Origin of the sequence: Micromonospora sp. WMMD730, assembly GCF_049178955.1 — a bacterium.
In the GTDB taxonomy this organism is placed as follows: Bacteria; Actinomycetota; Actinomycetes; order Mycobacteriales; family Micromonosporaceae; genus Micromonospora; species Micromonospora wenchangensis.
This window is the reverse complement of the sequence record NZ_JBMHML010000002.1, coordinates 975,038-1,000,858: the sequence shown is the minus strand read 5'-3', so window position 1 is coordinate 1,000,858 and position 25,821 is coordinate 975,038. Positions and strand designations below refer to the sequence as shown.

Below are 25,821 nucleotides of genomic sequence, written 5' to 3'. Positions count from 1 at the left end.
CCACCCCCACCCCTTCCGTGTTGATCAAGAGGTTTGCGTCATCTCGATCTCCAGACCTGACGCAAACCTCTTGATCACCGGGGCGGGGCGCGGGTGGGAGCGGGGCGAGGGAGGGCGGGGGTCGGATTGGCGTTTCCGGGGGGTGGTGGGGGCATTGTGTGGGGGTGGCATTTCGGGGGGCGGCGGGAAAGAGGCGGACACTGCCGGGATAGCGGGCGGTAGCGGCGGTGGGGCCGCCCGGACCTGCCAAGATCGCCGTTTGGTGCCGGCCGCCGGTACGACCCGGTGGACCATGTAAAGAGGACACGAAAGCTCGGCACCGCTCTTGCGAACGACCCCGGGGGGTCTGCAAGTATGTCCCAATGCCCCAGCAGCAGTCCTCCCCTCTCGCGTTCTTCGATAACGCGAACTCGCAGCCCGACTTCACGGTGGGCCTGCGTGGATACAACACCCACCAGGTCGACGACTTCCTCGGTCGGATGACGGCCGCGCTGACCCAGTCGGAGCAGGCCCGCGCCGAGGCCGAGCAGCGGATGAACGACGCCCAGCGTCGGCTCCGCCAGGCCGAGCAGCGGCAGGCCGCGCTCGAGCAGAAGCTCACCGACACCAACAAGCAGCTCGAGGAGAACAGCCGGCCGACCCTCTCGGGTCTCGGCACCCGGGTCGAGCAGATCCTGCGGCTGGCCGAGGAGCAGGCCAACGACCACCGCAACGAGGCCAAGCGCGAGTCGGAAGGGATCCTCTCCGCTGCCCGGCTGGAGGCGCGGGAGATCACCGACAAGGCGCGCGCCGAGGCCGCCGCGATGAAGGCCACCGCCGAGCGGGAGGCCGGCACCGTCCGCACCGCCGCCGAGCGGGAGGCCGCCGAGGCCCGGGTGCAGGCCCGTCGGGAGGCCGACACGCTGCGCGCCGACGCCGACCGGGAGACCAAGCAGCTGCGTACGGTCACCGCGCACGAGGTGGCGGAGCTGAAGTCCACCGTCGAGCGGGAGGTCGCCACCCTGCGCGCCACCGCCGAGCGGGAGATCACCCAGCAGCGGGCGAAGGCCGCGCGGGAGGCCGAGGAGAAGCGCGCCGAGGCCACCAAGCTGCTCACCGACGCCCGCGACAAGCGGGACAAGGACCTCCAGGCGCTGGAGCTCCAGCTCGCCGAGCGGCGGGAGAAGGCCGAGCGCGAGGAGTCGGAGCGGCACGCCGCCCAGGTGGCGCAGACCCAGAAGCTGGTCGGCGAGGCCGAGCAGCGGGCGCGGGCCGCCCAGGAGCGGGCCAAGGAGATCGAGCAGCGCGCCGAGGCCCGCCGGGTCGAGTCCGAGCGCACCGCCAACGACACCGTCGACAAGGCCAAGGCGTTGGCCGAGAAGACCCTCAACGAGGCCAAGGCCGAGGCGAAGCGGCTGCTCACCGAGGCGCGCACCGAGGCGGACCTGACCACCCAGGCGGCCCGCCGCGAGGTGGAGGACCTCACCCGCCAGAAGGACGCGGTCACCTCGCAGCTCGGCCAGATGCTCTCCGGCCTGGCCGGGATCGTGCCGGGCGTTCCGGCCCAGCAGCAGGCCGCCACGCCGGCCAAGGCGGAGCCGGCCAAGGCCGACGCCGAGTCCCGGGCGACTGCGGAGACCGCCAGCTGACCGAACGCATCGACGGGGCATGAGTCGCGGCGCGGAGGGACACCGGATACCGGTGCACCCCCGCGCCGCGCCCGTTCCCGCCCTGTGACACCCTGTCGCGGGACAGCACTGAAACAGCTCCCCACAGCGGCGTCCGTATCGCCCCCGGAGGGCCGGATGCGTGTGAGGATGGGGGCATGTCGCACGGCGAGGAACTGTTCGCTCTCGGCGGGGATGTGACGACGGAGCCCAGCTTCGAGTCCGCTCTGCGGGGATATGACAAACGACAGGTCGACCGGTACGTCGCTCGTGCGGAGCACGAGATCGCCACGCTGACGGGTGAGCGGGAACAGGCGTACACCCAGATCCACAAGTTGGCCGGTCAGGTCGAGCACCTGCAGCGGGATCTCGCCCAGGTGCGCAAGCAGGTCGGGGTGGTGGACCGGGCCTCCTTCAAGCATCTCGGCCCCCGGGTCGAGCAGATCCTCGCCCTCGCCGAGGAGCAGGCGGACGCCATCCTGGTCGCCGCCAACGAGGAGATCGAGGCCCGCCGGGCCGCCGCCGAGCACATCATCGACGAGGCCCGTGAGCAGGCCGCAAGGGCCCTCAAGGACTTCGAGATCGCGCTCGCCGCCCGGCGTGCCGAGGAGGAACGGCACACCACGGCCCGCAAGGCCGAGGCGGACGCCGCCGTGCGTACCGCCAAGCAGGAGGCCGCTCGGCTGCGCAGCACCGCCAAGGACGAGGCGACCCTGCTGCGCGCCACCGCCGAGGACGAGTCCAACCGGTTGCGGACCGCCGCCCAGGAGGCCCTGAACCGGGCCCAGCAGGAGGCCACCCAGCTCCGCGACACCGCCAAGGAGATCCACACCCGGGCCCAGCAGGAGGCCACCAAGCTCCGCGAGACGGCGAAGGCGGCGCTGGCCAAGGCCCAGAAGGAGGCCACCGACCTGCGCGAGGCCGCCAAGGAGGTGCACCTCAAGGCGCAGCAGGAGGCCCGGCGGCTCGTCGATTCGGCGACGGAGACCAGCCGCGCCACCCACGCCAAGGCGCTCCAGCAGGCCAAGCAGGTCACCGACGACGCCGACGGCGCGGCCAAGGCGACCCGGGAACGCGCCCGGCAGGAGGCGCAGCGGCTGACCACCGAGGCGACCGAGACGGCCCAACGCAGCCGGGCCGAGGCCGAGGCGTACGTGCAGCGGATGCGCACCGAGACCGAGGCGTACGTGCAGCAGTCCCGCGCCCAGACGCAGCAGGAGCTGGGGGCCTGGCGCGCGGGGGTGGAGCAGGAGGTCAACGGCCGGCGGGAGGCCGCCGACCGGGAGCTGGTCCAGCGCCGGGCCGCCGCCGAGCAGGAGTTCGCCAAGCGCCGCGACGAGCTGGACCGCAAGCACCGGGCCCGGCACGACGAGCTGGAACAGCAGCACGGCACGCGGCAGGCCGAGCTGGAGCGGGAGTGGGCCGCCCGGCGGGACGAGATCGAGCAGGGTGCGGCCGAGATCCGCCGGGCCGCCGAGGCGGACGCGGCGACGCTGCGACGCACGGCCGAGCAGGAGACCACCGAGCTGCGTCGGCGGGTGGAGCAGGAGACCACCGAGCTGCTCGACCGGGTCGAGCGGGAGACCGCCGAGAAGCGTCGCCAGGCCGACGAGCACGTCGCCGCCTCCCGCCGGCAGTTCGACGAGTACGCGGCCACGACCCAGCAGCACCTGGCGACCACCCAGCAGCACCTCGCCGCCACCCAGCAGGAGGCGGCGGCCGGCCGGCAGCAGCTCGCCCGGGTGATGCTGGAGATCGCCCAGGCCCAGCAGCAGCTCGCCGACCTGCGTCAGGAGACCTGGCAGGCGCGGCAGGAGCACGACGATCTGCAACGGGACGTCACCGCCCTGCGGACGAGCGCCGCGACGCCGGTGGGCGTCGACGCGGTGGTGCCGTCCCCGGACGGCGACCGGCCGGGGACGGGTCCGCTCGGCAACGGCAGGAAGCCGAAGCCGACGCGCACCGCCGACGCCCCGGCACCGCAGCCGGTGGGCTCCGGTGCGGTCGACAGCGCGAAGCCCTCCGCCGACGGCGATGCCGGGAAGAAGCCGGTCGTCGCCGGTGCGGACTCGGTCGTGGCCGTCACCAGGCCGGCCGGCGGTCCGGGCGCCAACGGCACGAAGCCGACCGGCGGTACGGACGGTGCCGCGAAGCCGAAGGCCGAGCCGGTGACCACGGTGGACGGCGGGACGGCGAGCGCCGGAGTGGACGGTGAACCGACGGTCGCCGCGGTTCCGGGTGCCGCCGGCCGGGGTGCCACCCCGACGAAGATCACCAGTACCGGGGAGAACGGCAAGCGGCCCAGCAAGCCGACCACGGACGAGCGCAGTGCCAAGCCGAGCACGGTGACCGTCGAGTCCGAGTGATCACGGTGGGGTGCCCCGGGGTGGCCGGCGCAGCACCCGTCCCACTACCCTGCGGGCAGGAGCCCGTACGGTAGGTGCCCGCCGGGTGGGTCGGCTGATCCGCTCCGGTGTGCCGCGTCGGGGCGGAACTGGGGAGGTCCGGTGGTACAGCACGGCCCGGCACGCGACGACGCGACCCGGGACAGCACCCCTGAAGTCGTACCGACGGACGCCGACGCCCCCATCCCCCGCCCCACGGCACGGGACGAGCCGGCGCGGGACGAACCGGCACGGGACGAGCCAGCGCGGGACGCCCCCGGGGACGACGACGCCGGGTCGGTCGCCACCGGGTCGGGGCGGTTCGGTCGACCCGGTCGGCCACTGCGCCGCAGCAGTTTCCTGGTCGGCTTCACCGGGGCGCTCGGCGTGCTGCTGGCGTACACCGTGTTCCTGGGCATCCGCAATGCCGGCGGCATCCTGGTCCTGGTGGTGATCGCGCTCTTCCTGGCGGTGGGGCTCAACCCGGCGGTGGTCCGGCTGCGCCGCTGGGGGTTGCCGCACGGGCTGGCGGTGACGGTGGTGGCGCTGACCCTGGTGCTGCTGATCGTCGCCGGGCTGGTGGCGCTGGTGCCGCCGGTGGTGACCCAGACCGGGCAGTTCATCGAGCAGCTTCCCAGCTATGTCGAGGAGCTGCGCCGCAACCGCACGGTCAACGACCTGGTGGTCCGGTACGACGTGATGCGGCGGGTGCAGGAGCTGGCGAACGCGGACACCGTGGGCCGGGCGCTCGGCGGGGTCCTCGGCGGCGCCCAGTTGATCTTCGGCACGATCTTCCGGGTACTCACCGTGCTGGTGCTGACGATCTACTTCCTGGCCTACTTCGACCGGCTGCGCGATCTCGGGTACGCGTTGGTGCCGAGGTCACGCCGGCAGCGGGTCAGCCTGATCGGCGACGAGATCCTCACCAAGGTCGGCGCGTACATGGTGGGGGCGCTGAGCATCGCGGTGCTGGCCGGCGCGACCAGCTTCGTCTTCGCCCTGGTCGTGGGGCTGCCCTATCCGTTCGCGCTGGCCGTGGTGGTGGCGGTGACCGACCTGATCCCGCAGATCGGGGCCACCCTCGGCGCGGTGGTCGTCAGTCTGGTCGGCTTCGCCACCGCGCTGCCGATCGGCATCGCCTGCGCGGTCTTCTTCGTGCTCTACCAGCAGGTGGAGAACTACCTCATCTACCCGAAGATCATGCGGCGGTCGGTGGAGGTCAACGAGGTGGCCGCGCTGCTCGCCGCCCTGCTCGGGGTGGCGCTGATGGGGGTGGTCGGCGCGCTGATCGCCATCCCGGTCGTCGCCGCCCTCCAGCTCATCCTGCGCGAGGTGGTGCTCCCCCGCCAGGACCGCCGCTGAGCCGACCGGAAGGGGCTCAGTCGGCGGCGGGCCCCGGCACGGGGGTGTCGGCGAACGCGGCCACCGTCCGGTCGGCGTACGCGCTGACGTCGCCGGTCTCCATCGGGCCGTCCCAGCTCGTCGGCAGTGGCAGCGGCACCGCCGGGTTCACCCGCCTGACGATCTCGTCGAGCACCCGCTCGGCGTCGCCCACCCAGAGGTGCTTGGCCCCCGGCACGCCGACGACCTCGGCCTGCGGCACCGCCGCGAAGCGCCGCCGGGCCTCATCGGGGCGCAGGTAGTCGTCGAACTCGGGCACCAGCGCGGTCAGCGGCCGACCCGACTCCGCCCAGACGGCCAGGTCGCCGGGCTGCGAGAAACGCAATGGCGGGGAGAGCAGGATCGCCCCGGCCACCGCCGGGTCGCAGCCGTACTTCAGGGTCAGGTCGGTGCCGAACGACCAGCCCACCAGCCAGATGTTCGGCAGCTCGTGGAACTCGGCGTACTCGATGGCGGCGGCGACGTCGAACCGTTCGCCCACCGCGTTGTCGAAGGCGCCCTCGCTGGTGCCCCGCACGCTGCCGGTGCCCCGGGTGTTGAACCGGAGCACCGCCAGGTCGGCCAGGGCGGGCAGCCGCCAGGCCGCCTTGCGGAAGACGTGGCTGTCCATCATCCCGCCGTGGGTGGGCAGCGGGTGCAGGCAGACCAGGGTGCCCGCCGGCGTCCGGTCGACCGGGCGGGCCAGCTCCCCGACGAGCCGCAGGCCGTCGGCGGTGTGCAGCTCGATGTCCTCCCGGTGGCCGGGCAGGATCGACGACGCGCGGATCGGTGTGCTCACCGCCCCAGTCTGACCCGAACCCGCCGCCGTCGCTCGCCCGGGGCACAACCGGGGTGATCAAGATCGCCCACCCGGCCGGACCGGTCAGCCGTAGCGGGGAGCGCCCCGGCCGCGTAGCAGGTTCGGTCCCCGCCGGTCCCGGGCCCGCCAGCAGCCGTTGTGCCAGTGCCGCCGGTCGGTGAGGTCACCCGCGCCGTCGGCCGGCCAGGCCACCAGGTGCGCCACCCCGGGCCGGATCTCCTGGTCACATCCGGGGCAGCGGTACGTCTTGACGGACGCCCCGCCGCTGATCCCGCGTACCTGCCACTCGCCGTCGCGCCACTGCTGCACCGACTCCACGCCGTGCCGGGCCCGTTCGGCGTCCAACTGGCCGGTGTCCTCGCGGCGGGGACGGTTGCGACGGGGGCTCACCTTGCCAAGGTTACGGTCAGTCCCAGGTCGCCGGACGGGTGAGGTCGTCCGCCAGCACCGCCCCGCCGAGGACCGTCGCCGCGTCCGCTTCGGTGAAACCCCGGCGGGGCGGGCCGAAGCGGACCGCGAGCCTGGCCCCGGTCAGTCCGAGCAGTTCCAGTTCGTCGCCCCTCGGATGCAGGTAGCCGGCCCTGTCACCGATCGTCCGGTTCCCTTCGGTACGGCGGCCGACGAACTCCGCGTGGTACTCCAGGCGGACGTCGAGCCGCTGGTCCTCGCCACGCAGCACGGTGAGCAGGACGTCCACCGAGTCGGGCAGGTCGACGAGGTTCACCGCGCAGCGGGCGAGCCGGGCATCCGGCGGCAGCGCGGTGAGCCGCAGCGGCGTGGCACACCGGTACGCCTCGTCCAGCCGCAACGCCTGCGCCACCGTCCGCAGGTCACGGTCGTTCGGACCGACGGTGGTCACCCGGGCGTAGAGGCCCGCCACGGGCTGCCAGCGCAGGATCCACCCGGGCTCGCCGCCGGAACCGGCCGGGGCGACCGTCCGGACGGTGCCGTCGAAGTCTGCCGCGGTCACCAGTTCGGACTCCGCGTCCGGCGCCGTGCCGTAGCTCATTCCCTCGTGCAGCGCCTGTTCCACGTCCGCCGGCGTACGACCGAGGTCGAGGACGACCTGCCGGCCCCCGCTGACGGCCAACCGGACGCTCTCCACCCCCTGCCCGGCCTCCCAGCCGAGATAGCCGGCCCGCGCCGGGTCGATGCCGAAGTGCAGCAGGGTCGGGTCCGTACCCACCAGGTCCGGCCGGAGGGCGGCCGTCGCCGCCGTCGGTGCCCGAGGCGGCACGACAGTCGCCGGCGACGGCTCGGCGGACGTCCAGGGCAGTCTCCCCGAGTGGTCCGCCACGGTGGGTACGCCGAGACTGAGCACCACCACCAGGCCCAGGGCGACACCCACCCCGACCCGCCGACGACGACGCCGGGCGCGGCCCCCGACCACCGCCCGGACGGTCAGCCGGTCGATGTCCACCAGCCCCTCGGCCCGCTCCCGCAGGGTTTCGCTGATCCGCTGGTCCAGCTCGGTCACGACCGGCTCCCGTTCGTCGTGGGGACACCGAGGCGTGCCCGCAGGTGGGTGAGCGCCCGCAGCGCGTGGGTCCGGACGGTGCCCGGCGAGCAGTCCAGGATCTGGGCGATCGTCGCGTCGTCGAGGTCCTCGTAGTAGCGCAGCACCAGCACGGCCCCCTGACGGTCGGGCAGTCGGCGGATCAGTCGCCACAACTCGTCCCGGTCGGCCGCCTCTCCACCGACGTCCGCCCGCCCCGCCCGCTCGACGAAGCCGTCGACCACCAGCTCACGGTTGGACCGCCGCCGCCACCAGGACCGGTTGGCGTTGACCAGCATCCGGCGTACGTACACGTCGGGGCGGTCGGTGCGGACGATCCGCCGCCAGTGCACGTACGCCCGGGCCAGCACGTCCTGGGTGAGGTCCTCGGCCCGGTGCGGGTCGCCGGTCAGCAGCCGGGCCAGCCGGACGAGCGCCGGCCCCCGGCTGCTGACGTACTCCTCGAAGGTCACACCCGTCAGACGCCGTCACCGGCGTCCACCGTTGACCCGGATCAGCGCCCGGTGTGCTCGCGGAAGCCCCGGCCGGCGGCGCGACCCAGGTGACCTGCGGTGACCAGGTGGTGCAGCAGCGGCGCGGGGGCCAGGCCCGGTTCGCGCGATTCCCGGTACAGCGCCCGCTGCACGGCCAGCGCCACGTCCAGGCCGATCGCGTCGAGCAGCGCGAAGGGGCCCGTCGGGTAGCCGCAGCCGAGCGTCATCGCGTGGTCGATGTCGTCGACGCCGGCATAACCGGCCGCCAGCATCTGCACCGCGTCGTTGAGGTACGGGAAGAGCAGCGCGTCGACCACGAAGCCGGCCCGGTCGTCGCAGACCAGCGTGGTCCGGCCGAGGGCGGCGCAGACCGCGCGGGCGGTGGCGGTGGCCTCCGGCGACGTCCGGACGGTGGTCACCACCTCGACCAGCGTGCGTGCCCGCACCGGGGTGCAGAAGTGCAGGCCGAGCACGTCGGCGGGACGGCGGGTGGCCATCGCCAGCTCGATCACCGGCAGTGTGGAGGTGGTGGTGGCGAGCACCACGCCCGGCTTGCAGACCTCGTCGAGGCGGGCGAACAGCGTCCGGGTGGTGTCCGGCTCCCCCGCCGTCGCCTCGAGCACCAGGTCGACGTCGGCGAGTTGCTCCAGCGCGTCCGCCCAGGTGACCCGGGCCAGGGCGGCGTCCCGGCCGGACGGGTCGGGATCGTCCCGGGTGACGCCCTCGTCGAGCGCGGTCCGGACCGCCCCGGCGGTCCCGGCGGGCCCGTCCGCGCCGACGGCGACCACCTGGTGGCCGGCGGCGGCGAACACCGCGGCGAGATCGGCCGCCGTCGTCCCCGAGCCGACGACACCGACCCTGGTCACGGCCGTGGTGCCCGGCGCGTCGTCGACGGCGGTCGGGGTCGCCGGATCGGGTACGACCTGCGCCGAGCCCGGCTTGTCATAGGTGTAGAAGCCGCGTCCGGTCTTGCGGCCGAGCAGTCCCGCCGTGACCATCTGCCGGATCAGCGGCGCCGGGGCGTGCCGGCGGTTACGCCCGCCGTGCCGGTACATGGTGTTCAGGATCTCGTACGCGGTGTCCAGGCCGATCAGGTCCAGCAGGGCGAGCGGACCCATCGGCAGGCCGCAGCCCAGGGTCATCGCCGCGTCGAGGTCCTCGCGGGTGACGTGGCGCGCCTCGAACAGGCTCACCGCCTGGTTGAGGTAGCCGAACAGCAGGGCGTTGGCGATGAATCCGGCCCGGTCGCCGATCGTCACGCCGACCTTGCCGAGCCGGGTGCAGAGCGCCTCGACGTCGTCGACCACGTCGGCGGCGGTGACCACGGTGCGGACGACCTCGACCAGTTTCATCACCGGTGCCGGGTTGAAGAAGTGCAGGCCGACGACCTGCTGGGGGCGACCGGTGGCGACGGCGATGTCGGTGACGCCCAGCGAGGAGGTGTTGGTGGCGAGGATGGTGTCGGGCCGGCAGATCCGGTCCAGTTCGGCGAAGATCCGCCGCTTGAGGTCGAGGCGCTCGGGGACCGCCTCGACCACCAGGTCGACCGCGTGCAGCGCGTCCAGCCCGACCTGGAAGTCGACCCGGGCGTGCAGGGCGTCCCGGTCGGCCACGGCCAGCCTGCCGCGCGCCACCGCCCGGTCGGTCGACCGGGTGAGGGTGGCCCGGCCCCGGGCCAGGGCGTCCGGGGAGATCTCCACCGCGACGACGTCGACACCGTTGCGGGCGAACACCTCGACGATGCCGGCACCCATGGTGCCCAGACCCACCACGCCCACCCTGGTGAACTCCCGCGCCACGACCGGCCTCCCTGGTTGATTCCGCCGTTGCCGACTTGAACGAACGCTAAGGCTATCCGTCGGGGCCGGGGCGGGGGCGGCCGGTCCCCGTCCGCCTCAGGCGTCGACGGCGCTGGGCGCGGGGGCCGGGGCGGCCGGCAGGGCGTCGGTGGAGCCGGGAGGGCGCGGCGGCAGCGGCAGCGTGGGCCGGTGGTCCCGGCGGCCGAGGGACCCCCCGGCGAAGCGCAGGCCGACCGGATCGGTGGTGGCCAGTCCGGGGTCGAAGTAGCGCAGTTCGGTACGGCCGAGCCGGATCACGTCGCCGTCGGTGAGCGGTTCGGCGTCGGTGATCCGCCGGTCGTTGAGCCAGGTGCCGTTGGTCGATCCCAGGTCGACGAGGACCACCCCGTCGTCGGTCAGCCGTACCTCGGCGTGCCGCCGGCTCAGGTGCGCGTCGGCGACCGCGATGTCGGCGGTCGGTGCCCGGCCGATCACCTGCGGCTGGGGCCGGACGCGGAAGCTCGCCCCGCGCATCGGGCCAGCGGCCACCGTCAGCAGTGGCCTCAGTTCCGGATGATCCTGCATGGACAGTCAGCTCCCCACCCACCGTCGCCCCGCGGTCAGCCTGCCAGCTTCGCGTGACCAGCTCACCACCCGCCCGGTCATCTCCACGACCCCTGGCGGACATCCGGTGTCCACCGAACAGGCGGCGACGGAGCGATAGCTGAGCGGCATTCACAACTACCAGCGGGTAGCTTCCGGGGCTAGACTTCCGCCATGACGGCTGTGCAGGTCCCGGGTACCCCGGTCATCTCCGACGGGCGGCTGGTCTCGACGAGCCCGGCCACCGGCGACGAGGCCGGCAGCGTGCCGGTCGCCACCGCCGGGGAGGTCGGCCACGCGGTCGCCCGCGCCCGCACGGCCGGGCAGTGGTGGGCCGGGCTCGGCTTCACCGGCCGCCGCACCCGGCTGCTGCGCTGGCGGGCCCTGCTCGCCCAGCGGGTCGAGGAGCTGGCCGAGCTGATCCACGTCGAGGGCGGCAAGCCGGTCGGGGACGCCGTCGTCGAGGTGCTCACCGCCATCGAACACATCGACTGGGCGGCCCGCAACGCCCGCCGGGTGCTGGGGCCGCGCCGGGTCCGCTCCCGGCTGATCCTCGCCGAGTTCTCCGGTCACCTCGAATACCAGCCGCACGGCGTGGTCGGGGTGATCGGCCCGTGGAACTACCCGGTGTTCACCCCGGTCGGTTCCGCCGCCTACGCGCTGGCCGCCGGCAACGCGGTCGTCCTCAAGCCCAGCGAGTACACCCCGGTCGTCGGGCAGTGGCTGGTCGACAGGTTCGCCGAGGTGGTGCCGGAGCAGCCGGTGTTCACGGCGGTGCACGGCCTGGGCGACGTCGGCGCGGCGCTGTGCCGCTCGGGCGTCGACAAGGTGGCCTTCACCGGTTCCACGGCGACCGCCCGCGCGGTGATGGCCGCCTGCGCCGAGTCGCTGACCCCGGTGCTGCTGGAGGCCGGCGGCAAGGACGCGATGATCGTCGACGCCGACGCCGACCTGGACGCCGCGGCCGAGGCGTGTGTCTGGGGCGCGCTCACCAACGCCGGGCAGACCTGCATCGGCATCGAACGGGTCTACGCGGTGGCACCGGTCTACGACGAGTTCGTCGGCAAGGTGGTCGCCCGCGCCGAGCGGCTGACCGTCGGCGCGGACTCCGCCGACCTCGGCCCGATCACCATGCCGAGCCAGCTCGACGTGATCCGCCGGCACATCGACGAGGCCATCGCCGCCGGGGGGCGGGCGGTGGTGGGCGGTCCCGCCGCCGTACAGCCGCCGTACGTGCACCCGACGGTGCTGGTGGACGTCCCGGAATCCGCGTCGGCGATCCGCGAGGAGACCTTCGGCCCGACCGTGACCATCACCCGGGTCGCCGACGCCGACGAGGCCGTACGCCGGGCAAACGCCCTGCCGTACGGCCTGGGGGGTTCGGTGTTCGGGCGACGCGACGCGGTGGCGATCGCCCGCCGGCTGCGCTCGGGGATGGCGTCGGTCAACTCGGCGCTCACCTTCGCCGGGATGTCCACGCTGCCGTTCGGCGGGGTGGGCGACTCCGGCTTCGGCCGCATCCACGGTGAGGACGGGCTGCGCGAGTTCGGCCGGGCCAAGTCGGTCACCCGCCGGCGGGCCCGGTCGCTGCTGCCCGCGATGACCTTCGAGCGGACCCCGACCGACGTGGCCCGGATCGTCAAGATCACCAAGGCCCTGTACGGCCGCCGCTGACCCGCCCGGCGGGTGGTTCCCCGCCCGGCCGGCCGGCGGTCAGAACAGGGTCAGCTCGTCGCGCACGATGCCGCGCAGCCGGTCGTAGTCGACCACGACGCAGCGGATGCCCCGGTCGGTGGCGAGGACCCGGGCCTGCGGCTTGATCTCCTGGGCGGCGAACACGCCGGTCACCGGGGCGAGCAGCGGGTCCCGGTTCATCAGTTCGAGGTAGCGGGTGAGCTGCTCGACGCCGTCGATCTCGCCGCGCCGCTTCACCTCGACGGCGACCGCGCCGGCGTTGGCGTCCCGGCAGAGCAGGTCGACCGGGCCGATCGCCGTCATGTACTCCCGCCGGACCAGAGTGAAGCCCTCCCCCAGCGTCTCCGGGTTGGCGGCCAGCAGCTCCTGCAGGTGCGCCTCGACGCCGTCCTTGCGCAGGCCCGGGTCGACGCCCAGCTCGTACGAGGTGTCCTGGAAGACCTCCTCCAGGGTGATCCGCAGCTCCTCGCCGGCCTTGTTGACCACCCGCCACACGCCGGGGGCCTCCTCCAGCCGGCAGGGCGGGCTCATCCAGTTCAACGGCTTGTACGCACGGTCGTCGGCGTGGATCGACACCGACCCGTCCGCCTTCACCATGAGCAGGCGGGTGGCCAGCGGCAGGTGCGCCGAGAGCCGTCCGACGTAGTCCACCGAGCACTTCGCAATCACCAGACGCACCCGACGAGGGTAGCCGAGGACCGACCCGTCGCCGTCGCGCGGCACTGGCGCGCCGGTGCGATGCTGAGATGGTGTTCGAAGTCCTCACTGGTACCGGGCTCGCCGCCTCGGCGGGTCTGAACGCCTACATCCCCCTGCTCACCATGGGTCTGCTCGCCCGCTACACCAGCCTGATCGACCTGCCCAGCGGCTGGCAGTGGCTGGGCAACGGCTGGGTGCTGGCGATCCTCGCGGCGTTGCTCGCGGTCGAGGTCGTCGCCGACAAGGTGCCCGTGGTCGACCACGTCAACGACGTCGTGCAGACGGTGGTCCGCCCCACCGCCGGTGGCCTCGCGTTCGGCGCGGGGTCGGGCTCGGAGACGGTGACGGTGAGCGACCCGGGCGGGTTCTTCTCGTCCCACCAGTGGGTGCCGGTGGCCGCCGGTGTCGCCATCGCGCTCGGGGTGCACCTGTTCAAGGCGGCGGCCCGACCGGTGGTCAACGCGACCACCGCCGGTTTCGGCGCACCCGTGGCCAGCACCGCCGAGGACGCGACGAGCGTGCTGATGTCCCTGGTGGCGATCATCCTGCCGGTGCTGGTGCTGGCGTTCCTGCTGGGCATGGTGGCGTTCGTGGTCTGGTTCCTGCGCCGACGCCGGGAACGCCGCCGGGACCGCGAGGCGGCCCGCGCCGCCGGCTACCGGGTCTGACCCGCCGCCACACACGCCGATGGCCGGCACCCCGGGTGGGGTGCCGGCCATCGTGTCGTACGGGGTCAGCTGTTCCAGTGCTTGGCGACGAGGTCGGCGGCCTGCTGTTCCCACTGGGCGTAGTGGTCGGGGTAGGCGGAGACCTGGACGGTCTGGGCGGCCTTGGTCAGGGGCATGTCCTGCCAGCCGTCGACCTGCTTGAGGCCCTTGAGGAAGGCCAGGGTGGCGTATTCGGGGTCGGTGATCTGCTCGACGGTGCCCCAGCCGCTGGAGGGGCGCTGCTGGAACAGGCCCTGCGAGTCGTGGTCGTTGCGGTCGCCGAGGTGGCCGAGGTTCTCCAGCTTCGACTCCTGCAGGCTGGTCGCGATCGACACCACCGCGGCGCGCTCGTCCATGCCGGCCTTCTTCGTCGCCGCGATGATCGCCTTGGCGTTGTCGGTCTGCTCGTCGTTCAGGTCGATGCGGGACTGGGTGCCCTGCACGCCGTGCGGGATCAGCTTGTCGGTGTCCACGGCCGGCTTGTCGGCCTGCACCACGGCCACGGTGTGGTCGGTGGCGGTCGACTCGGCGGTGCCGTGGTTCAGCGGGCCGGCGGCCAGACCACCGGCGACGGCCAGACCGGCGATACCGAGGACGCTCTTACGCAGAATGGTGGTCTTCATGGGGGATGCTCCTTCGAGGGGGTCGACGCCACCCGACCGGTCGGGGGACCGGGCCACCGGCGGAGCCGGCGGTGGGGGCGTAAGCACCACGACGAGGCGCTCATGAGGGAGAGTTCTCAGGTCTCCGGCGGGCCCTGCCGCTCGCGCCGGAACCAGATGTAACGACCGGGGGCCCCGCGTCATTCCGGGGAGCTGCCCGCCGCCGGGCTGGCCGGGCGGGGTGCTGCTGCGGTCGTACAGAGGGTGTAACGACTGCGGGCCGGCCGGGATTCCGCCGTCGGGGTGCCGCCGGTCACGGGACGCCCCGCCGGGTCGACCCCGTACCGGACACCGGCGACGGTCCGACCGCACGGAACCGACCATATCGGGCACAAGTGACGCCGTTGACCGTCGGGCGAGGCGCCTCACCGACAGCCGGAGCCGAACCGGCCACCCGCTCGGCCTAAATCTCGCCCGCCGGCCGGGTCGACACACACGGGCCCGCGCCCCACCGGCCCACCCGCCCCAACCACCCCCGCCCACCCCGGCCGCCTCCGCCAGGCCCACCTGGCCCGCGCCGGCGATCAAGAGGTTTGTGTCAGCGAGAGCGCTCTCCCGGCCCGCAATTCTCTTGATCACCGACGCGGGTCGAGGGGTGGGGTGGGGGTGGGAGGGGCGGGGACGGGGTCGTTCGGGCTCGGTCGCCGTGGTGGCGGGCTTCCTACGGGGTGATCAGCGCTGGAACGGCCCGCACCCACCCAGCCGGCACCTACTATTTGTGGCATATCTACCGAAAGTGAGGTTGTCATGACCGCAGCGATGGAAATGCCCCGGGTTCAGGAGTGCGCGGCCTCGTCCTGCGCCTACAACCACACCAACGACTGCCACGCGTTCGCCATCACCATCGGCAGCACCGACCACGCGCACTGCCACACCTTCGTGGAGCTGCCGGTACGCGGTGGCCTCGACCGGCTCATCGCCCAGGTCGGCGCGTGCAGCCGGGCCGACTGCCGGCACAACGCCGAACTGGAGTGTCGTGCCCCGGCGATCACCGTCGGCCCCGACAACGACCTGGCCGACTGCATGACCTACCAGAGCCGCTGACCGACCAGAGCGCCGACAAACCAGAGCGCTGACCGACCGAAGCGCCGACCGACCAGAGCCGCTGACCGGCCGGCCAGCACGGGGCCGGGGCCAAGCGCCCCGGCCCCGCCGGCCTTCCCCGACCCCGGTCCCCGCCCCGAACCCGAACCCGAACCCCGACGACCATGCCCGACCCCGACGACCATGCCCGGAACCGCCGGACGTCCCCGGCCCCGTCGGCCGCCCCGGGTGTGCAGCACCTCACAGGCCCCCGTCGGGGACGAGCGGGCCGCCTCGACGCGACCCGGCCGACACCGGCACACCCCGGACCGCCGCGCCGGACGGCCTGGTCGCACACTGGACGGCATGGATGACGAGCTCGCGATCTCCGTACGGGGACTGCGTAAGGCGTACGGCGACAACGTCGCGGTGGCGGGGGTGGACCTCGACGTCCGCCGGGGCGAGGTGTTCGCCCTGCTCGGACCGAACGGCGCGGGCAAGACGACCACGGTGGAGATCCTGGAGGGCTACCGGCAGCGCGACGCCGGCCAGGTCAGCGTGCTCGGTACCGACCCCGGTCTCGTCCTCGGCTCCCGCCCGCGCGGCCAACGGGCGGGCGCACCACGTACCTCCCGGGGGCAGGCGGCCGACTGGCGGTCCCGGGTCGGCATCGTGCTCCAGGGCACCGGCGAGTTCGACGAGCTGACCGTCGCCGAGGTGGTCCGGCACTTCTCCGGGTTCTATCCCGAGGCGGACGACCCGGACAAGGTCGTCGAGCGGGTCGGGCTGGGTGCCAAGGCCAACGCCCGTACGCACACCCTCTCCGGTGGGCAGAAGCGCCGGCTCGACGTGGCGCTGGGCATCATCGGCCGCCCCGAGCTGCTCTTCCTCGACGAGCCCACCACCGGGTTCGACCCGGAGGCGCGGCGCGAGTTCTGGGAGCTGATCCGGGACCTCGCCGCCGCCGGCACCACCATCGTGCTCACCACCCACTACCTGGACGAGGCCGAGTCGCTCGCCGACCGGGTCGGGGTGATCGCCGCCGGCCGGGTGATCGAGGTGGCCCCGCCCAACCTGCTCGGCAACCGCCAGGACGCCCTGGCGACGGTGTCCTGGCGTACCCCCGAGGGGACGCCGGAGACGGCGCAGAGCGCGACGCCGACGGCGCTGGTGGCGGAGCTGGCCGCGCGTTTCGGCGGCGAGGTGCCCGGTCTCACGGTGACCCGGCCGACCCTGGAAGACGTCTACCTGAGCATGATCGGACACTGATGACCACCACCACGAGGCCGGCGACCCCGCCCGCCACCACTGGCCGCCGGCGGGTCGGGCCGGGCACGCTCGCCCTGCGCCAGGGCCGGCTGGAGATCACCCAGTTCCTGCGCAGCCGGGAGTCCGTCGTGTTCACGATGGGCTTCCCGATCATCATGATCCTGATCTTCGCGTCGATCTTCGACGGGACGATCGGTGGCGGGGTGAAGTTCACCCAGTACTTCATCACCGGCATGATCGCGACCGGGCTGATGACGGTGAGCTTCCAGAACCTCGGCATCTGGATCCCGATCGAGCGGGACCGGGGCGTGCTCAAGCGCTACCGGGGCACCCCGATGCCGAAGTGGGTCTGGTTCGCCGGCAAAGTGATCATGGTGGTGGCGATCGGCATCGCCGAGACCGCGCTGCTGCTGGCGGTCGCCGTGGCGCTGTTCGACCTCGACCTGCCGGCCACCGCCGCCAAGTGGTTCACCTTCGGCTGGGTCGCCGTGCTCGGGGTGACCGCCTGCACCCTGTGCGGGATCGCCATCTCGTCGCTGGCCCGCACCGCACGCAGCGGCTCCGCCGTGGTCACCCCGGTCTCCCTGGTGCTCCAGTTCATCTCCGGGGTGTTCTTCGTCTTCACCGACCTGCCCACCTGGATGCAGCAGGTGGCGGCGTTCTTCCCGCTGAAGTGGATGTGCCAGGGCCTGCGCGCGGTCTTCCTGCCGGAGAGCTTCGGCGCGCAGGAACCCGGCGGCTCCTTCGAGCTGGGCCGGGTCGCCCTGGTCCTCGCCCTGTGGTGCCTGATCGGTCTGGCCCTCTGCCTGACCACCTTCCGCTGGACCACCAAGCGCGACGGCTGACCGCCGGGCGCGGTCGACGCGGTTGTGCCGATACTGCGGTGTCCGCTGACGGGGACACCGCAGTATCGGCGACGTTGCTGGCCGGGGCCGGGGCCGAGACCGGGGCCGGCGCTCAGTACGAGTAGAAGCCCTGGCCGGTCTTGCGGCCCAGGTCACCGGCGGTGGCCATCCGCTGGAGCAGCTCCGGCGGGAAGAACTTCTCGTCGGCCGTGTCGGTGTAGATGTTCCTCGTGGCGTTCAGCAGGACGTCCACGCCGGTCAGGTCGACCGTGGCCAGCGGACCCATCGCGTGACCGAAGCCCAGCTTGCAGGCGGTGTCCAGGTCCTCGGCCGACATCACCCCGGACTCGACCAGCTTGACCGCCTCCATGGCCAGCGCGCAGATCAGCCGGGTGGTGACGAAACCGGCGATGTCCCGGTTGACCACCACCACGGTCTTGCCGATCTCCTCGGCGAACGCCCTGGCGGTGGTCAGGGTCGCGTCGCTGGTCTTGTAGCCGCGCACCAGCTCGCACAGCTTCATCATCGGTACCGGGGAGAAGAAGTGGGTGCCGACGACCGACTCCGGGCGCTGCGTGGCGGTGGCGATCTGGGTCACCGGGATGGCCGACGTGTTGGTCGCCAGCACCGCGTCCGCCTTGCAGATCTTGTCCAGCGCGCGGAACACCTCGTGCTTGATCTCGATCTTCTCGAAGACCGCCTCGACCACGATGTCCGCGTCGGCCGCCGCCTCCAGCTCGGTGGTCGGGGTGATCCGGCCCAGCGTGGCCTCGACGTCGGACGCCTCGATCCTGCCCTTCTCGGCGAACTTCGTCAGCGACCTGCGGATGCCGTCCACACCGCGCGTCGTGGCCGCGTCGTCGATGTCGCGCAGCGTCACCTGCCAGCCCGCCTGCGCCGCCACCTGGGCGATGCCGGAACCCATCAGCCCGGCCCCGACGACCGCGAGTCGACCCGCCATCTGCTTCTCCCTCGCCTAGAGATTGAGTGTCTGCCAGCACCCTAGTCGGCGAGCCTGAACGACCGCTAAGCCCCGGACGGCCGGACCGGCGGCGGGCGGCCGGGGGCGGCGGCGGGCGGGTCAGATGGTCAGCTCGGGGGTCTCCGGGGCGGTGCCCCGTTCCACCTCCACACCGAGCGCCCGCAGGTCGGCCACGAAGTCCGGGTAGCCCCGGTCCACGTGGTGCACGTGGGAGACCTCGGTGACGCCGTCCGCGCAGAGCCCCGCGATGATCAGCCCGGCACCGGCCCGGATGTCGGTGGCCCGGACCGGGGCGCCGGAGAGCCGGTCCCGGCCCCGGACCACGGCGTGGTGCCCGTCGGTCTTGATGTCGGCGCCGAGCCGCACCATCTCGTTGGCAAACATGAACCGGCCGTCGAAGATGTTCTCGGTGATCAGTGACGCCCCCTCGCTGACCGCCGCCAGGCCGATCGCCATCGGCAGCAGGTCGGTGGCGAACCCCGGGTACGGCAGCGTCACCACGTCCACGGCGGCGGGGCGGTCGTCGGCGCGGACCCGGAAGGCGTCGCCCCGGGTCTCCACCAGCGCGCCGGCCGACACCAACTTGTCCAGCGCGACCTCCAGGTAGGCCGGGTCGATCCCGGTGACCGTCACGTCCCCCCGGGTCATCGCCGCGCCGAACGCCCACGTCCCGGCGACGATCCGGTCCCCCACCGTGGCGTGCCGCACCGGGCGCAGCGCGGGCACCCCGGCGATACGCAGGGTGGAGCTGCCGCAGCCGGAGATCCGGGCGCCCATCCGGTTGAGCATCGTGCAGAGGTCGACGATCTCCGGTTCCCGGGCCGCGTTGTCGATCGTCGTCACGCCCCGGGCCAGCACCGCCGCCATCACCAGGTTCTCGGTGGCGCCCACGCTGGGGAAGTCCAGCACGATCTCGGCGCCCCGCAGCCCGTCCGGGGCGGCGGCGATGACGAAGCCGTGCTCGCCGGAGACCTCCGCGCCCATCCGGGCCAGCCCGGCGATGTGCATGTCCAGGCCCCGGGAGCCGATCGCGTCCCCGCCCGGGTGGGCCACCCGCACGTACCCCCGGCGGGCAAGCAGCGGACCCAACACGCAGATCGACGCCCGCAGCCGACGCACCAGGTCGTAGTCGGCGTCCGCGCCGGGCTGCTCGGGCACGTCGATGACGACCGACCGGGAGCGGGTCTGCCCGTCGTAGGCGACCATCGGGTCCACCGGGTCGTCCGCCGCGAAGTGCACCGCGCAGCCGAGCCGGCGCAGCACCTCGCCCATGATGGCGATGTCGGTGATCCGGGGCACGTTCGTGATCACCGTACGCCCCGGGGCCAGCAGCGCCGCCGCCATCAGCTTCAGCGCCGAGTTCTTCGCCCCGACGACGTGCACCGTGCCGGCCAGCCGGGCGTCGCCGCCGACCCGGATGACATCGACCGCGTCGACGGCCGGATCACCCGGCCCCGCCTCCACCTGCCAACCGGCCGCGGTGGGCCGTGCCGGGATCGTCAGGTCCGGTATCCGTAGGCTGTGCGTCATGGCCGTCCACCTCACGCGCATCTACACCAAGGCCGGCGACGCCGGCATGACCAGGCTGAGCAACAACGAGCAGGTGCCGAAGACCGATCCCCGGATCGCCGCGTACGCGGACGTCGACGAGTGCAACGCCGCGCTCGGCGTGGCGCTCGCCCTGGGGCAGCTCGACGACGAGCTGCGGGCCGTGCTGGAGTCGATCCAGAACGACATGTTCGACGTCGGCGCCGACCTGGCCACCCCCGTCGAGCCGGACCCGGCGTACCCGCCGCTGCGGGTCACCGAGGAGTACGTCGAACGCCTCGAAGGCTGGTGCGACGAGTACAACGGGCGACTGGGCAAGCTCGACTCCTTCATCCTCCCCGGCGGCACCGCTGGCGCGGCGCTGCTGCACGTGGCACGGACGATCGCCCGGCGCGCCGAACGGGCGGCCTGGGCCCTGGTCGCCCACGATCCGGATCGCACCAGCTCCCTTCCGGCAAAGTATCTCAACCGCCTCTCCGACCTGCTGTTCATCCTGTCAAGAACGGCCAATCCGGGCGGCGATGTGCTATGGGTGCCGGGCGGCAAGCGCTGAGCACGGGCGGACTGCACCACGTCGAGGTCTGGGTGCCCGACCTGGCCGCCGCGAGGCGGAGCTGGGGCTGGCTGCTCGGTGAACTGGGTTGGACGCCGTACCAGGACTGGCCGGCCGGCTGCTCCTGGCGGCACGGCCCGACGTACCTGGTCGTCGAGGAGTCCCCGGCACTGACCGGGCGGACCCACGACCGGCTCGCCCCGGGCCTCAACCATCTGGCCTTCCACGCCGGTCCGCCGCACGCGGTGGACCGGCTGGTGGCCGACGCCGGGGCCCACGGGTGGGCGCTGCTGTTCGCCGACCGCCACCCGCACGCCGGTGGCCCGGACAGCTACGCCGCCTACCTCACCGACCGGCAGGGCTACGAGGTCGAGCTGGTGGCCGCCGTCGCGGCACCGTGACCGTCGGCGGCCGGGCGACCGGGGGCGGTGCCGGGCCGGCGGCCGGGCCGGGTCAGGCGGCGGGCCAGTCCTGGGAGGCCATACGCGGCGAGGCCGCCCCGGGCGGGGCGGCCTCGAGCCAGGAGGAGAAACCGGTCACCGTGGAGCGGGCCATGGCGATCTCGACCGGCGCGTGTTGACTGGTACAGCGGAGGATCACCCAGTCGGACGGCATGGAGAGCCGTTCCTGACCCTCGGGCAGCCGCCGCCGCTCCACCACCAGCTCCTTGCGGGAGAGCACCCGCTTGGGCCGCAGGGCGAAGCTGAACATCCGGTACCAGCGGAGCTGGTCGCCGACGAACCGCGCGAAGCCCGGTGACCAGCCCCGGCCGTCCAGGACGGTGGTGACCCGGACGCTCAGCCGGATGATGCCGCCGCTGCGGGTGACCAGGGCCCGCCGGACGAAGAGGATCAGGAGCGCGGCGAGGATCACCGCGATGCCGATTCCGATCCCTTCGACGATCTCCATCGGCGGGTGGACTCAGCGGGCCGGAGTGGCCGGGGTGGCGCTCTCGGCGAGCACCGTGACGCTCTCGGCACCGACCGACAGGAACCCGCCGGTGACGTCGTAGGCGACCTGTTGGCCGCCGGCCTGCTTGATCCGGACCTGGCTGGGCTCGGCGAGCTGGCCGAGCAGCGGCGCGTGCCCCGGCAGCACACCCAGCTCGCCTTCGGTCGTGCGGGCGACGACCATTTCGGCCTCGCCGGACCAGACCTTCTCCTCGACGGCTACGAGGTCGACGTGAAGCTGCTGTGCCACGCTGTCTCCTTGCTGCGGCGACGGATTGCCGAAAGTCTAGTCGGACCGTCGTCGCCGACCCAACGCGGGTGCCGAGACCTGCGCCACCGTCCGGCGTGTCGACTGGCCGGACGGTGGTTGTCGGCACCGCGCAGGGGTCACTTGACCTTGTTACGGAACTCCGGGTGCTCCAGCATGAAGGCGTCCAGCTGCTCGTTCTTGAGGGCGGCGAAGAAGTCGTCGGCGGCGGGCAGCAACCGCTCCCCGCGGTAGCCGTTGCCGGTGCCGATCCCCTCACCGGGCAGCTTGATCAGCTCGACGTTCTCCGAGCGGATGCCCTTGAGCGCGATGGCGAAGTCGACCACGCTGTTGCCCCGGCCGTTGAAGGTCAGCGACTGGCCGGCGGCCCGGATCACCCGGTCCAGCTTGATCGGGTTGGTCACCACGTCGGCGCTGAACGCCTGGCTGATCATCGCCTTGATGAACTGCTGCTGGTGCCGCTGCCGACCGTAGTCGGCGTCCGGGACGCCGTTCTTCGGATAGCGCTGCCGGACGTAGTCGAGCGCCTGCCAGCCGCTGAGGTGCTGGTTGCCCTTCTTGTAGACCGCCTGCGGCCCGATGTACCCCTCGCCGTACGGGTTGCCCTTGCGGTGCTTGCCGTTCGGCTCGCGGTGCTCGGACTTGACCTCGCGCTCGATGTACATGTCGACGCCGCCCATCGCGTCGACGATCTTCTGGAAACCGCTGAAGTTGATGATCGCCCCGGCGTCGAACCGGCTGATCCCGGTCGCCTTCTGCACGGTCTTGGCGAGCAGTTCGAAGCCCTGCGCCGCACTGGGGTTCTTACCCTCGACGATGCTGCCGTGCGACATCGCACCGTTGATCTTGCCGGAGCCGCCCCGGTAGCCGGCCTTGTCGAACTTGGGGATGTCGACGTAGAGGTCACGCGGCACCGAGAAGATGTACGCCCGGTCCAGCGACTCGGGCACGTGCAGCACCATGATCGAGTCGGCCAGCGGTGGGGTCTTGGCGTCCCGCGGGTCGATGCCCACCAGCAGGATGTTCAGCGGGCCCTTGACGTTGCTCTTGCGCTCCTGCGCCCCGGCCGCCTTGTCGCCGAACAGGTCGGCCTTGCCCACCGAACCCTCGTAGCGCGACAGCAGCGTCTCGTAGCCCACCAGGACCGCGCCGCTGAGCATCAGCAGCACGACCCCGAAGATGGTGCACGCACGCGCCCAGCGGGGCACCCCGGACCAGATCGACCGTCTGCCGCTCCTGCCGGCCTTACCAACCGTGCCGGCCTTACCGATCCCGCCGCCCTTGCCGTCCCTGCCGCTCTTGCCGGCCTTGCCGGCCCTGCCGCTCTCGCCGGCCTTACCCACCAGCAGCTCCATTCGTCGCGCACGGGGACTCGTCACGAGGATTCGTCACGCCCACGAAGAGGAGACGGGCGTACCCGGTCGAAAAGTTGCACCATATCGACGCCCGGATCCGAGCGTCGTTCTCGAAACGGTACCCCGCCCCTGTGGCGACCGCTCGCCCGGTAACCGGACACCGGCCCCCACCAGGCAGGAACGGTCGAAGGCCACCCCGGGCGACCGGGGTGGCCTTCGCAGAACCGCTGTCCGAGGGCTCAGCTGTCGGAGGCTCGGCTGTCGGGGGGCTCAGCCCTCCGACATCAGCTCCTTCGCCTTGCGCTCCAGGTCCTCCAGACCGCCGCACATGAAGAAGGCCTGCTCGGGGAAGTGGTCGTACTCGCCCTCGCTGATCTTCCGGAACGCGTCGATGGTCTCCTCGATCGGGACCGTCGAGCCCGGCACGCCGGTGAACTGCTCGGCGGCGTAGGTGTTCTGGGAGAGGAAACGCTCGATCCGACGGGCCCGGCCGACGGTGAGCTTGTCCTCTTCCGAGAGCTCCTCGATACCGAGGATGGCGATGATGTCCTGGAGGTCCTTGTAGCGCTGGAGGATGCGCTTGACCTCGGTGGCCACCGCGAAGTGCGCCTCGCCGACGAACTCCGGGGCGAGGATCCGGGACGAGGACGCCAGCGGGTCCACGGCCGGGTAGATGCCCTTGTCGGAGATCGACCGCTCCAGGTTGGTGGTCGCGTCCAGGTGGGCGAAGGTGGTCGCCGGCGCCGGGTCGGTGTAGTCGTCGGCGGGCACGTAGATCGCCTGGAGCGAGGTGATGGCCTGGCCCCGGACGGAGGTGATCCGCTCCTGGAGCTCGCCCATCTCGTCGGCCAGGGTCGGCTGGTAACCCACCGCGCTCGGCATCCGGCCGAGCAGGGTGGAGACCTCGGAACCGGCCTGGGTGAAGCGGAAGATGTTGTCGATGAAGAGCAGCACCTCCTGCTTCTTGACGTCCCGGAAGTACTCGGCCATGGTCAGCGCCGACAGCGCCACCCGCAGCCGGGTGCCCGGCGGCTCGTCCATCTGGCCGTAGACCAGCGCGGTCTTGTCGATGACGCCGGACTCGGTCATCTCGGCGATGAGGTCGTTGCCCTCACGGGTGCGCTCACCCACGCCGGCGAAGACCGACGTACCACCGAAGTTCCGGGCCACACGGGTGATCATCTCCTGGATGAGCACCGTCTTGCCCACGCCCGCGCCGCCGAACAGGCCGATCTTGCCGCCCTTGACGTACGGGGCGAGCAGGTCGATGACCTTGATGCCGGTCTCCAGCATCTCGGTCTTCGGCTCCAGGTCCGCGAAGGCCGGGGCCTTGCGGTGGATGCCCCACCGGTCGTCCGCGTCGAGCGTCTCGCCCTCGGTGAGGTTGAGGCACTCGCCGATGGCGTTGAAGACGTGGCCCTTGACCGCGTCGCCCACCGGCACGGTGATCGGCGAACCGGTGTCGACCACCTCGGCGCCCCGGACCAGACCGTCGGTCGGCTGCATCGAGATGGCGCGGATCAGGTTGTCACCCAGGTGCTGGGCGACCTCCAGGGTGAGCGTCTTCGCGCCGCCGGAGAGGTTCACCTCCACGTGCAGGGCGTTGAACAGGGCCGGCATGGCGTCGCGCGGGAACTCGGCGTCGACGACCGGGCCGATGACCCGAACCACGCGACCGGTGGCCGTACTGGTCTCTGCCGGTCCCCCGGCAACTGCGGATACAGTCATCACACTTCACTTCCCGACGCGGCCAGCGCGTTCGCGCCGCCGACGATCTCACTGATCTCCTGGGTGATCCCGGCCTGGCGGGCCGAGTTCATCTCACGCGTGTACTTCTCGATCATCTCTTCGGCGTTGTCGGTGGCGCTCTTCATCGCCCGCCGCCGGGCCGCCGACTCGCTCGCCGCCGACTCCAGCAACGCCGCGTAGATCCGCGTGTTGATGTACCTCGGCAACAGCGCGTCGAGCAGCGACTCCGCCTCCGGCTCGAACTCGTACGCCGGCAGCAGCCCCTCGGAGCGCGGCCGGTCCTCGACCTGCATCGGACCGATGATCTTCGTGACCGGGTTCTGGGTCATCAGGCTGTGGAACTCGGTGTAGACGATGTGCAACTCGTCGATACCGAGCACGCCGTCCGGCCCGGCGTCGTCGTCGGTGTCGTCGGCACCGGCGGTGAACGCCGCGATCAGCGTCTCGCCGACCTCACGGGCGTCGGCGAAGGTGGGCTGCTCCGAGAAGCCGGTCCAGTTCGCCGCGATCTGCCGGTTGCGGAACCGGTAGAACGTCAGACCCTTGCGTCCGATGACGTAGAGCACCGGCTCCTTGCCTTCGGCGGTGAGCCGGGCGATCAGCGACTCGGCGGTCCTGATCGCGTTGGAGCTGTACCCGCCGGCCAGGCCCCGGTCGGAGGTGACCAGCAGGACGCCCGCCCGCCGCACCTGCTCGCGCGGGGTGAGCAGCGGGTGGTCGATCCGGGCGTTCGAGGCCAGCGCGGTGAGCACGCCGGTGATCGCCTGGGCGTACGGCAGGGACGCCGTGACCCGGGCCTGGGCCTTGGCGATGCGGCTCGTCGCCACGAGCTCCATCGCCTTGGTGATCTTCTTCATCCCCTTCGCCGAACGGATCCGCTGGCGAAGAACGCGTACCTGGGCCGCCATGAGTCAGC

25 protein-coding genes are annotated in these 25,821 nt (G+C 72.4%); 10 read left to right on the top strand and 15 right to left on the bottom strand.

All coding sequences use genetic code 11. The features are described from left to right. Positions 1-362 precede the first annotated feature (362 nt). The 3 genes from ACN265_RS04610 to ACN265_RS04600 all read left to right on the top strand — a co-directional run bounded on the left by ACN265_RS04610 (position 363) and on the right by ACN265_RS04600 (position 5,392). The gene (locus tag ACN265_RS04610) at positions 363-1,628 is read left to right on the top strand and encodes a DivIVA domain-containing protein (RefSeq protein ID WP_363655491.1); all 1,266 of its coding nucleotides are present in this window, start codon (positions 363-365) and stop codon (positions 1,626-1,628) included. Positions 1,629-1,804: 176 nt separating this feature from the next. Further along, positions 1,805-4,012, top strand: coding sequence for a hypothetical protein (locus tag ACN265_RS04605; RefSeq protein ID WP_421406126.1), 2,208 nt, complete (start codon positions 1,805-1,807; stop codon positions 4,010-4,012). 141 nt (positions 4,013-4,153) lie between these two features. Further along, a complete protein-coding gene (locus tag ACN265_RS04600) occupies positions 4,154-5,392 on the top strand; it encodes an AI-2E family transporter (RefSeq protein WP_421406125.1) in 1,239 nt (412 codons plus the stop codon). A gap of 16 nt (positions 5,393-5,408) precedes the next feature. Here ACN265_RS04600 and ACN265_RS04595 read toward each other — a convergent pair whose 3' ends face one another. From ACN265_RS04595 to ACN265_RS04570, 6 genes are all read right to left on the bottom strand, one after another. After that, on the bottom strand, positions 5,409-6,209 hold the full coding sequence (locus tag ACN265_RS04595) for an alpha/beta hydrolase (protein ID WP_421406124.1): 801 nt from the start codon (positions 6,207-6,209) through the stop codon (positions 5,409-5,411). An 84-nt stretch (positions 6,210-6,293) separates the two neighbouring features. Further along, entirely contained in the window at positions 6,294-6,620 is a 327-nt protein-coding gene (locus ACN265_RS04590) for a hypothetical protein (RefSeq protein ID WP_088642767.1), read from the bottom strand. Between the two features lie 16 nt (positions 6,621-6,636). Beyond that, the gene (locus ACN265_RS04585; protein WP_421406123.1) at positions 6,637-7,707 is read right to left on the bottom strand and encodes a hypothetical protein; all 1,071 of its coding nucleotides are present in this window, start codon (positions 7,705-7,707) and stop codon (positions 6,637-6,639) included. After that, positions 7,704-8,198, bottom strand: a complete 495-nt coding sequence (locus ACN265_RS04580; protein ID WP_420115720.1) for a SigE family RNA polymerase sigma factor — start codon at positions 8,196-8,198, stop codon at positions 7,704-7,706. The genes ACN265_RS04585 and ACN265_RS04580 overlap by 4 nt, the downstream gene beginning before the upstream one ends. Positions 8,199-8,239: 41 nt before the next feature. Continuing rightward, entirely contained in the window at positions 8,240-10,018 is a 1,779-nt protein-coding gene (locus ACN265_RS04575) for a 3-hydroxyacyl-CoA dehydrogenase family protein (RefSeq protein WP_421406121.1), read from the bottom strand. A 96-nt stretch (positions 10,019-10,114) separates the two neighbouring features. Then, positions 10,115-10,582: an FHA domain-containing protein gene (locus tag ACN265_RS04570; protein WP_204928133.1), complete on the bottom strand. Its 468-nt coding sequence runs from the start codon at positions 10,580-10,582 to the stop codon at positions 10,115-10,117. 192 nt (positions 10,583-10,774) lie between these two features. Between ACN265_RS04570 and ACN265_RS04565 the strand changes: the two genes are divergently transcribed. Continuing rightward, positions 10,775-12,274, top strand: coding sequence for an aldehyde dehydrogenase family protein (locus tag ACN265_RS04565; protein ID WP_421406120.1), 1,500 nt, complete (start codon positions 10,775-10,777; stop codon positions 12,272-12,274). Positions 12,275-12,313: 39 nt separating this feature from the next. Here ACN265_RS04565 and nucS read toward each other — a convergent pair whose 3' ends face one another. After that, a complete protein-coding gene (nucS, locus tag ACN265_RS04560; protein WP_145921447.1) occupies positions 12,314-12,973 on the bottom strand; it encodes an endonuclease NucS in 660 nt (219 codons plus the stop codon). Between the two features lie 71 nt (positions 12,974-13,044). On the opposite strand from nucS, the gene ACN265_RS04555 reads away from it, so the two are divergent. Beyond that, a complete protein-coding gene (locus ACN265_RS04555; protein WP_145923013.1) occupies positions 13,045-13,662 on the top strand; it encodes a DUF4126 domain-containing protein in 618 nt (205 codons plus the stop codon). A gap of 65 nt (positions 13,663-13,727) precedes the next feature. On the opposite strand, the gene ACN265_RS04550 is transcribed toward ACN265_RS04555, so the two are convergent. After that, positions 13,728-14,324 (bottom strand): hypothetical protein, encoded by a 597-nt coding sequence (locus ACN265_RS04550; RefSeq protein WP_421406119.1) that lies wholly within the window; start codon positions 14,322-14,324, stop codon positions 13,728-13,730. A gap of 786 nt (positions 14,325-15,110) precedes the next feature. On the opposite strand from ACN265_RS04550, the gene ACN265_RS04545 reads away from it, so the two are divergent. From ACN265_RS04545 to ACN265_RS04535, 3 genes are all read left to right on the top strand, one after another. Further along, a complete protein-coding gene (locus ACN265_RS04545; RefSeq protein WP_067312880.1) occupies positions 15,111-15,407 on the top strand; it encodes a DUF1540 domain-containing protein in 297 nt (98 codons plus the stop codon). A 345-nt stretch (positions 15,408-15,752) separates the two neighbouring features. Beyond that, on the top strand, positions 15,753-16,655 hold the full coding sequence (locus tag ACN265_RS04540; protein WP_421406118.1) for an ABC transporter ATP-binding protein: 903 nt from the start codon (positions 15,753-15,755) through the stop codon (positions 16,653-16,655). After that, the gene (locus tag ACN265_RS04535; RefSeq protein WP_421406117.1) at positions 16,655-17,500 is read left to right on the top strand and encodes an ABC transporter permease; all 846 of its coding nucleotides are present in this window, start codon (positions 16,655-16,657) and stop codon (positions 17,498-17,500) included. The genes ACN265_RS04540 and ACN265_RS04535 overlap by 1 nt, the downstream gene beginning before the upstream one ends. Before the next feature lie 112 nt (positions 17,501-17,612). Here ACN265_RS04535 and ACN265_RS04530 read toward each other — a convergent pair whose 3' ends face one another. Together ACN265_RS04530 and murA are read right to left on the bottom strand one after the other, a co-directional pair. After that, positions 17,613-18,461, bottom strand: coding sequence for a 3-hydroxyacyl-CoA dehydrogenase family protein (locus ACN265_RS04530; protein WP_420117683.1), 849 nt, complete (start codon positions 18,459-18,461; stop codon positions 17,613-17,615). 120 nt (positions 18,462-18,581) lie between these two features. After that, entirely contained in the window at positions 18,582-20,012 is a 1,431-nt protein-coding gene (gene murA, locus ACN265_RS04525) for a UDP-N-acetylglucosamine 1-carboxyvinyltransferase (RefSeq protein WP_204926937.1), read from the bottom strand. Here murA and ACN265_RS04520 point away from each other — a divergent pair. Beyond that, on the top strand, positions 20,011-20,583 hold the full coding sequence (locus ACN265_RS04520; RefSeq protein ID WP_145921453.1) for a cob(I)yrinic acid a,c-diamide adenosyltransferase: 573 nt from the start codon (positions 20,011-20,013) through the stop codon (positions 20,581-20,583). The two genes, murA and ACN265_RS04520, sit on opposite strands and share 2 nt — an antisense overlap. Beyond that, positions 20,559-20,984, top strand: a complete 426-nt coding sequence (locus ACN265_RS04515) for a VOC family protein (RefSeq protein ID WP_420117871.1) — start codon at positions 20,559-20,561, stop codon at positions 20,982-20,984. Before ACN265_RS04520 ends, ACN265_RS04515 begins: the two co-directional genes overlap by 25 nt. A 52-nt stretch (positions 20,985-21,036) precedes the next feature. On the opposite strand, the gene ACN265_RS04510 is transcribed toward ACN265_RS04515, so the two are convergent. The 5 genes from ACN265_RS04510 to ACN265_RS04490 all read right to left on the bottom strand — a co-directional run bounded on the left by ACN265_RS04510 (position 21,037) and on the right by ACN265_RS04490 (position 25,813). Further along, complete coding sequence (locus tag ACN265_RS04510) at positions 21,037-21,492, bottom strand: DUF2550 domain-containing protein (protein WP_088642779.1); 456 nt, start codon at positions 21,490-21,492, stop codon at positions 21,037-21,039. Between the two features lie 12 nt (positions 21,493-21,504). Next, positions 21,505-21,783 (bottom strand): F0F1 ATP synthase subunit epsilon, encoded by a 279-nt coding sequence (locus tag ACN265_RS04505; RefSeq protein WP_204926935.1) that lies wholly within the window; start codon positions 21,781-21,783, stop codon positions 21,505-21,507. 137 nt (positions 21,784-21,920) lie between these two features. Next, positions 21,921-23,180 (bottom strand): LCP family protein, encoded by a 1,260-nt coding sequence (locus ACN265_RS04500; protein WP_421406116.1) that lies wholly within the window; start codon positions 23,178-23,180, stop codon positions 21,921-21,923. 246 nt (positions 23,181-23,426) lie between these two features. Continuing rightward, positions 23,427-24,884: a F0F1 ATP synthase subunit beta gene (gene atpD, locus ACN265_RS04495; RefSeq protein WP_204926934.1), complete on the bottom strand. Its 1,458-nt coding sequence runs from the start codon at positions 24,882-24,884 to the stop codon at positions 23,427-23,429. Next, positions 24,884-25,813, bottom strand: coding sequence for a F0F1 ATP synthase subunit gamma (locus ACN265_RS04490; protein WP_421406115.1), 930 nt, complete (start codon positions 25,811-25,813; stop codon positions 24,884-24,886). The genes atpD and ACN265_RS04490 overlap by 1 nt, the downstream gene beginning before the upstream one ends. Positions 25,814-25,821: the final 8 nt, after the last annotated feature.

Excerpts from the sequence above, each read along its gene's own strand:
- ACN265_RS04565 (WP_421406120.1), top strand. The coding sequence starts at position 10,775 with ATGACGGCTGTGCAGGTCCCGGGTACCCCGGTCATCTCCGACGGGCGG.
- ACN265_RS04535 (WP_421406117.1), top strand. The coding sequence starts at position 16,655 with ATGACCACCACCACGAGGCCGGCGACCCCGCCCGCCACCACTGGCCGC.
- ACN265_RS04490 (WP_421406115.1), bottom strand. The coding sequence starts at position 25,813 with ATGGCGGCCCAGGTACGCGTTCTTCGCCAGCGGATCCGTTCGGCGAAG.
- ACN265_RS04605 (WP_421406126.1), top strand. The coding sequence starts at position 1,805 with ATGTCGCACGGCGAGGAACTGTTCGCTCTCGGCGGGGATGTGACGACG.
- ACN265_RS04610 (WP_363655491.1), top strand. The coding sequence starts at position 363 with ATGCCCCAGCAGCAGTCCTCCCCTCTCGCGTTCTTCGATAACGCGAAC.
- ACN265_RS04550 (WP_421406119.1), bottom strand. The coding sequence starts at position 14,324 with ATGAAGACCACCATTCTGCGTAAGAGCGTCCTCGGTATCGCCGGTCTG.
- ACN265_RS04570 (WP_204928133.1), bottom strand. The coding sequence starts at position 10,582 with ATGCAGGATCATCCGGAACTGAGGCCACTGCTGACGGTGGCCGCTGGC.
- ACN265_RS04530 (WP_420117683.1), bottom strand. The coding sequence starts at position 18,461 with ATGGCGGGTCGACTCGCGGTCGTCGGGGCCGGGCTGATGGGTTCCGGC.
- ACN265_RS04515 (WP_420117871.1), top strand. The coding sequence starts at position 20,559 with ATGGGTGCCGGGCGGCAAGCGCTGAGCACGGGCGGACTGCACCACGTC.
- murA (WP_204926937.1), bottom strand. The coding sequence starts at position 20,012 with ATGACGCACAGCCTACGGATACCGGACCTGACGATCCCGGCACGGCCC.
- ACN265_RS04510 (WP_088642779.1), bottom strand. The coding sequence starts at position 21,492 with ATGGAGATCGTCGAAGGGATCGGAATCGGCATCGCGGTGATCCTCGCC.
- ACN265_RS04545 (WP_067312880.1), top strand. The coding sequence starts at position 15,111 with ATGACCGCAGCGATGGAAATGCCCCGGGTTCAGGAGTGCGCGGCCTCG.
- ACN265_RS04540 (WP_421406118.1), top strand. The coding sequence starts at position 15,753 with ATGGATGACGAGCTCGCGATCTCCGTACGGGGACTGCGTAAGGCGTAC.
- ACN265_RS04520 (WP_145921453.1), top strand. The coding sequence starts at position 20,011 with ATGGCCGTCCACCTCACGCGCATCTACACCAAGGCCGGCGACGCCGGC.
- atpD (WP_204926934.1), bottom strand. The coding sequence starts at position 24,884 with ATGACTGTATCCGCAGTTGCCGGGGGACCGGCAGAGACCAGTACGGCC.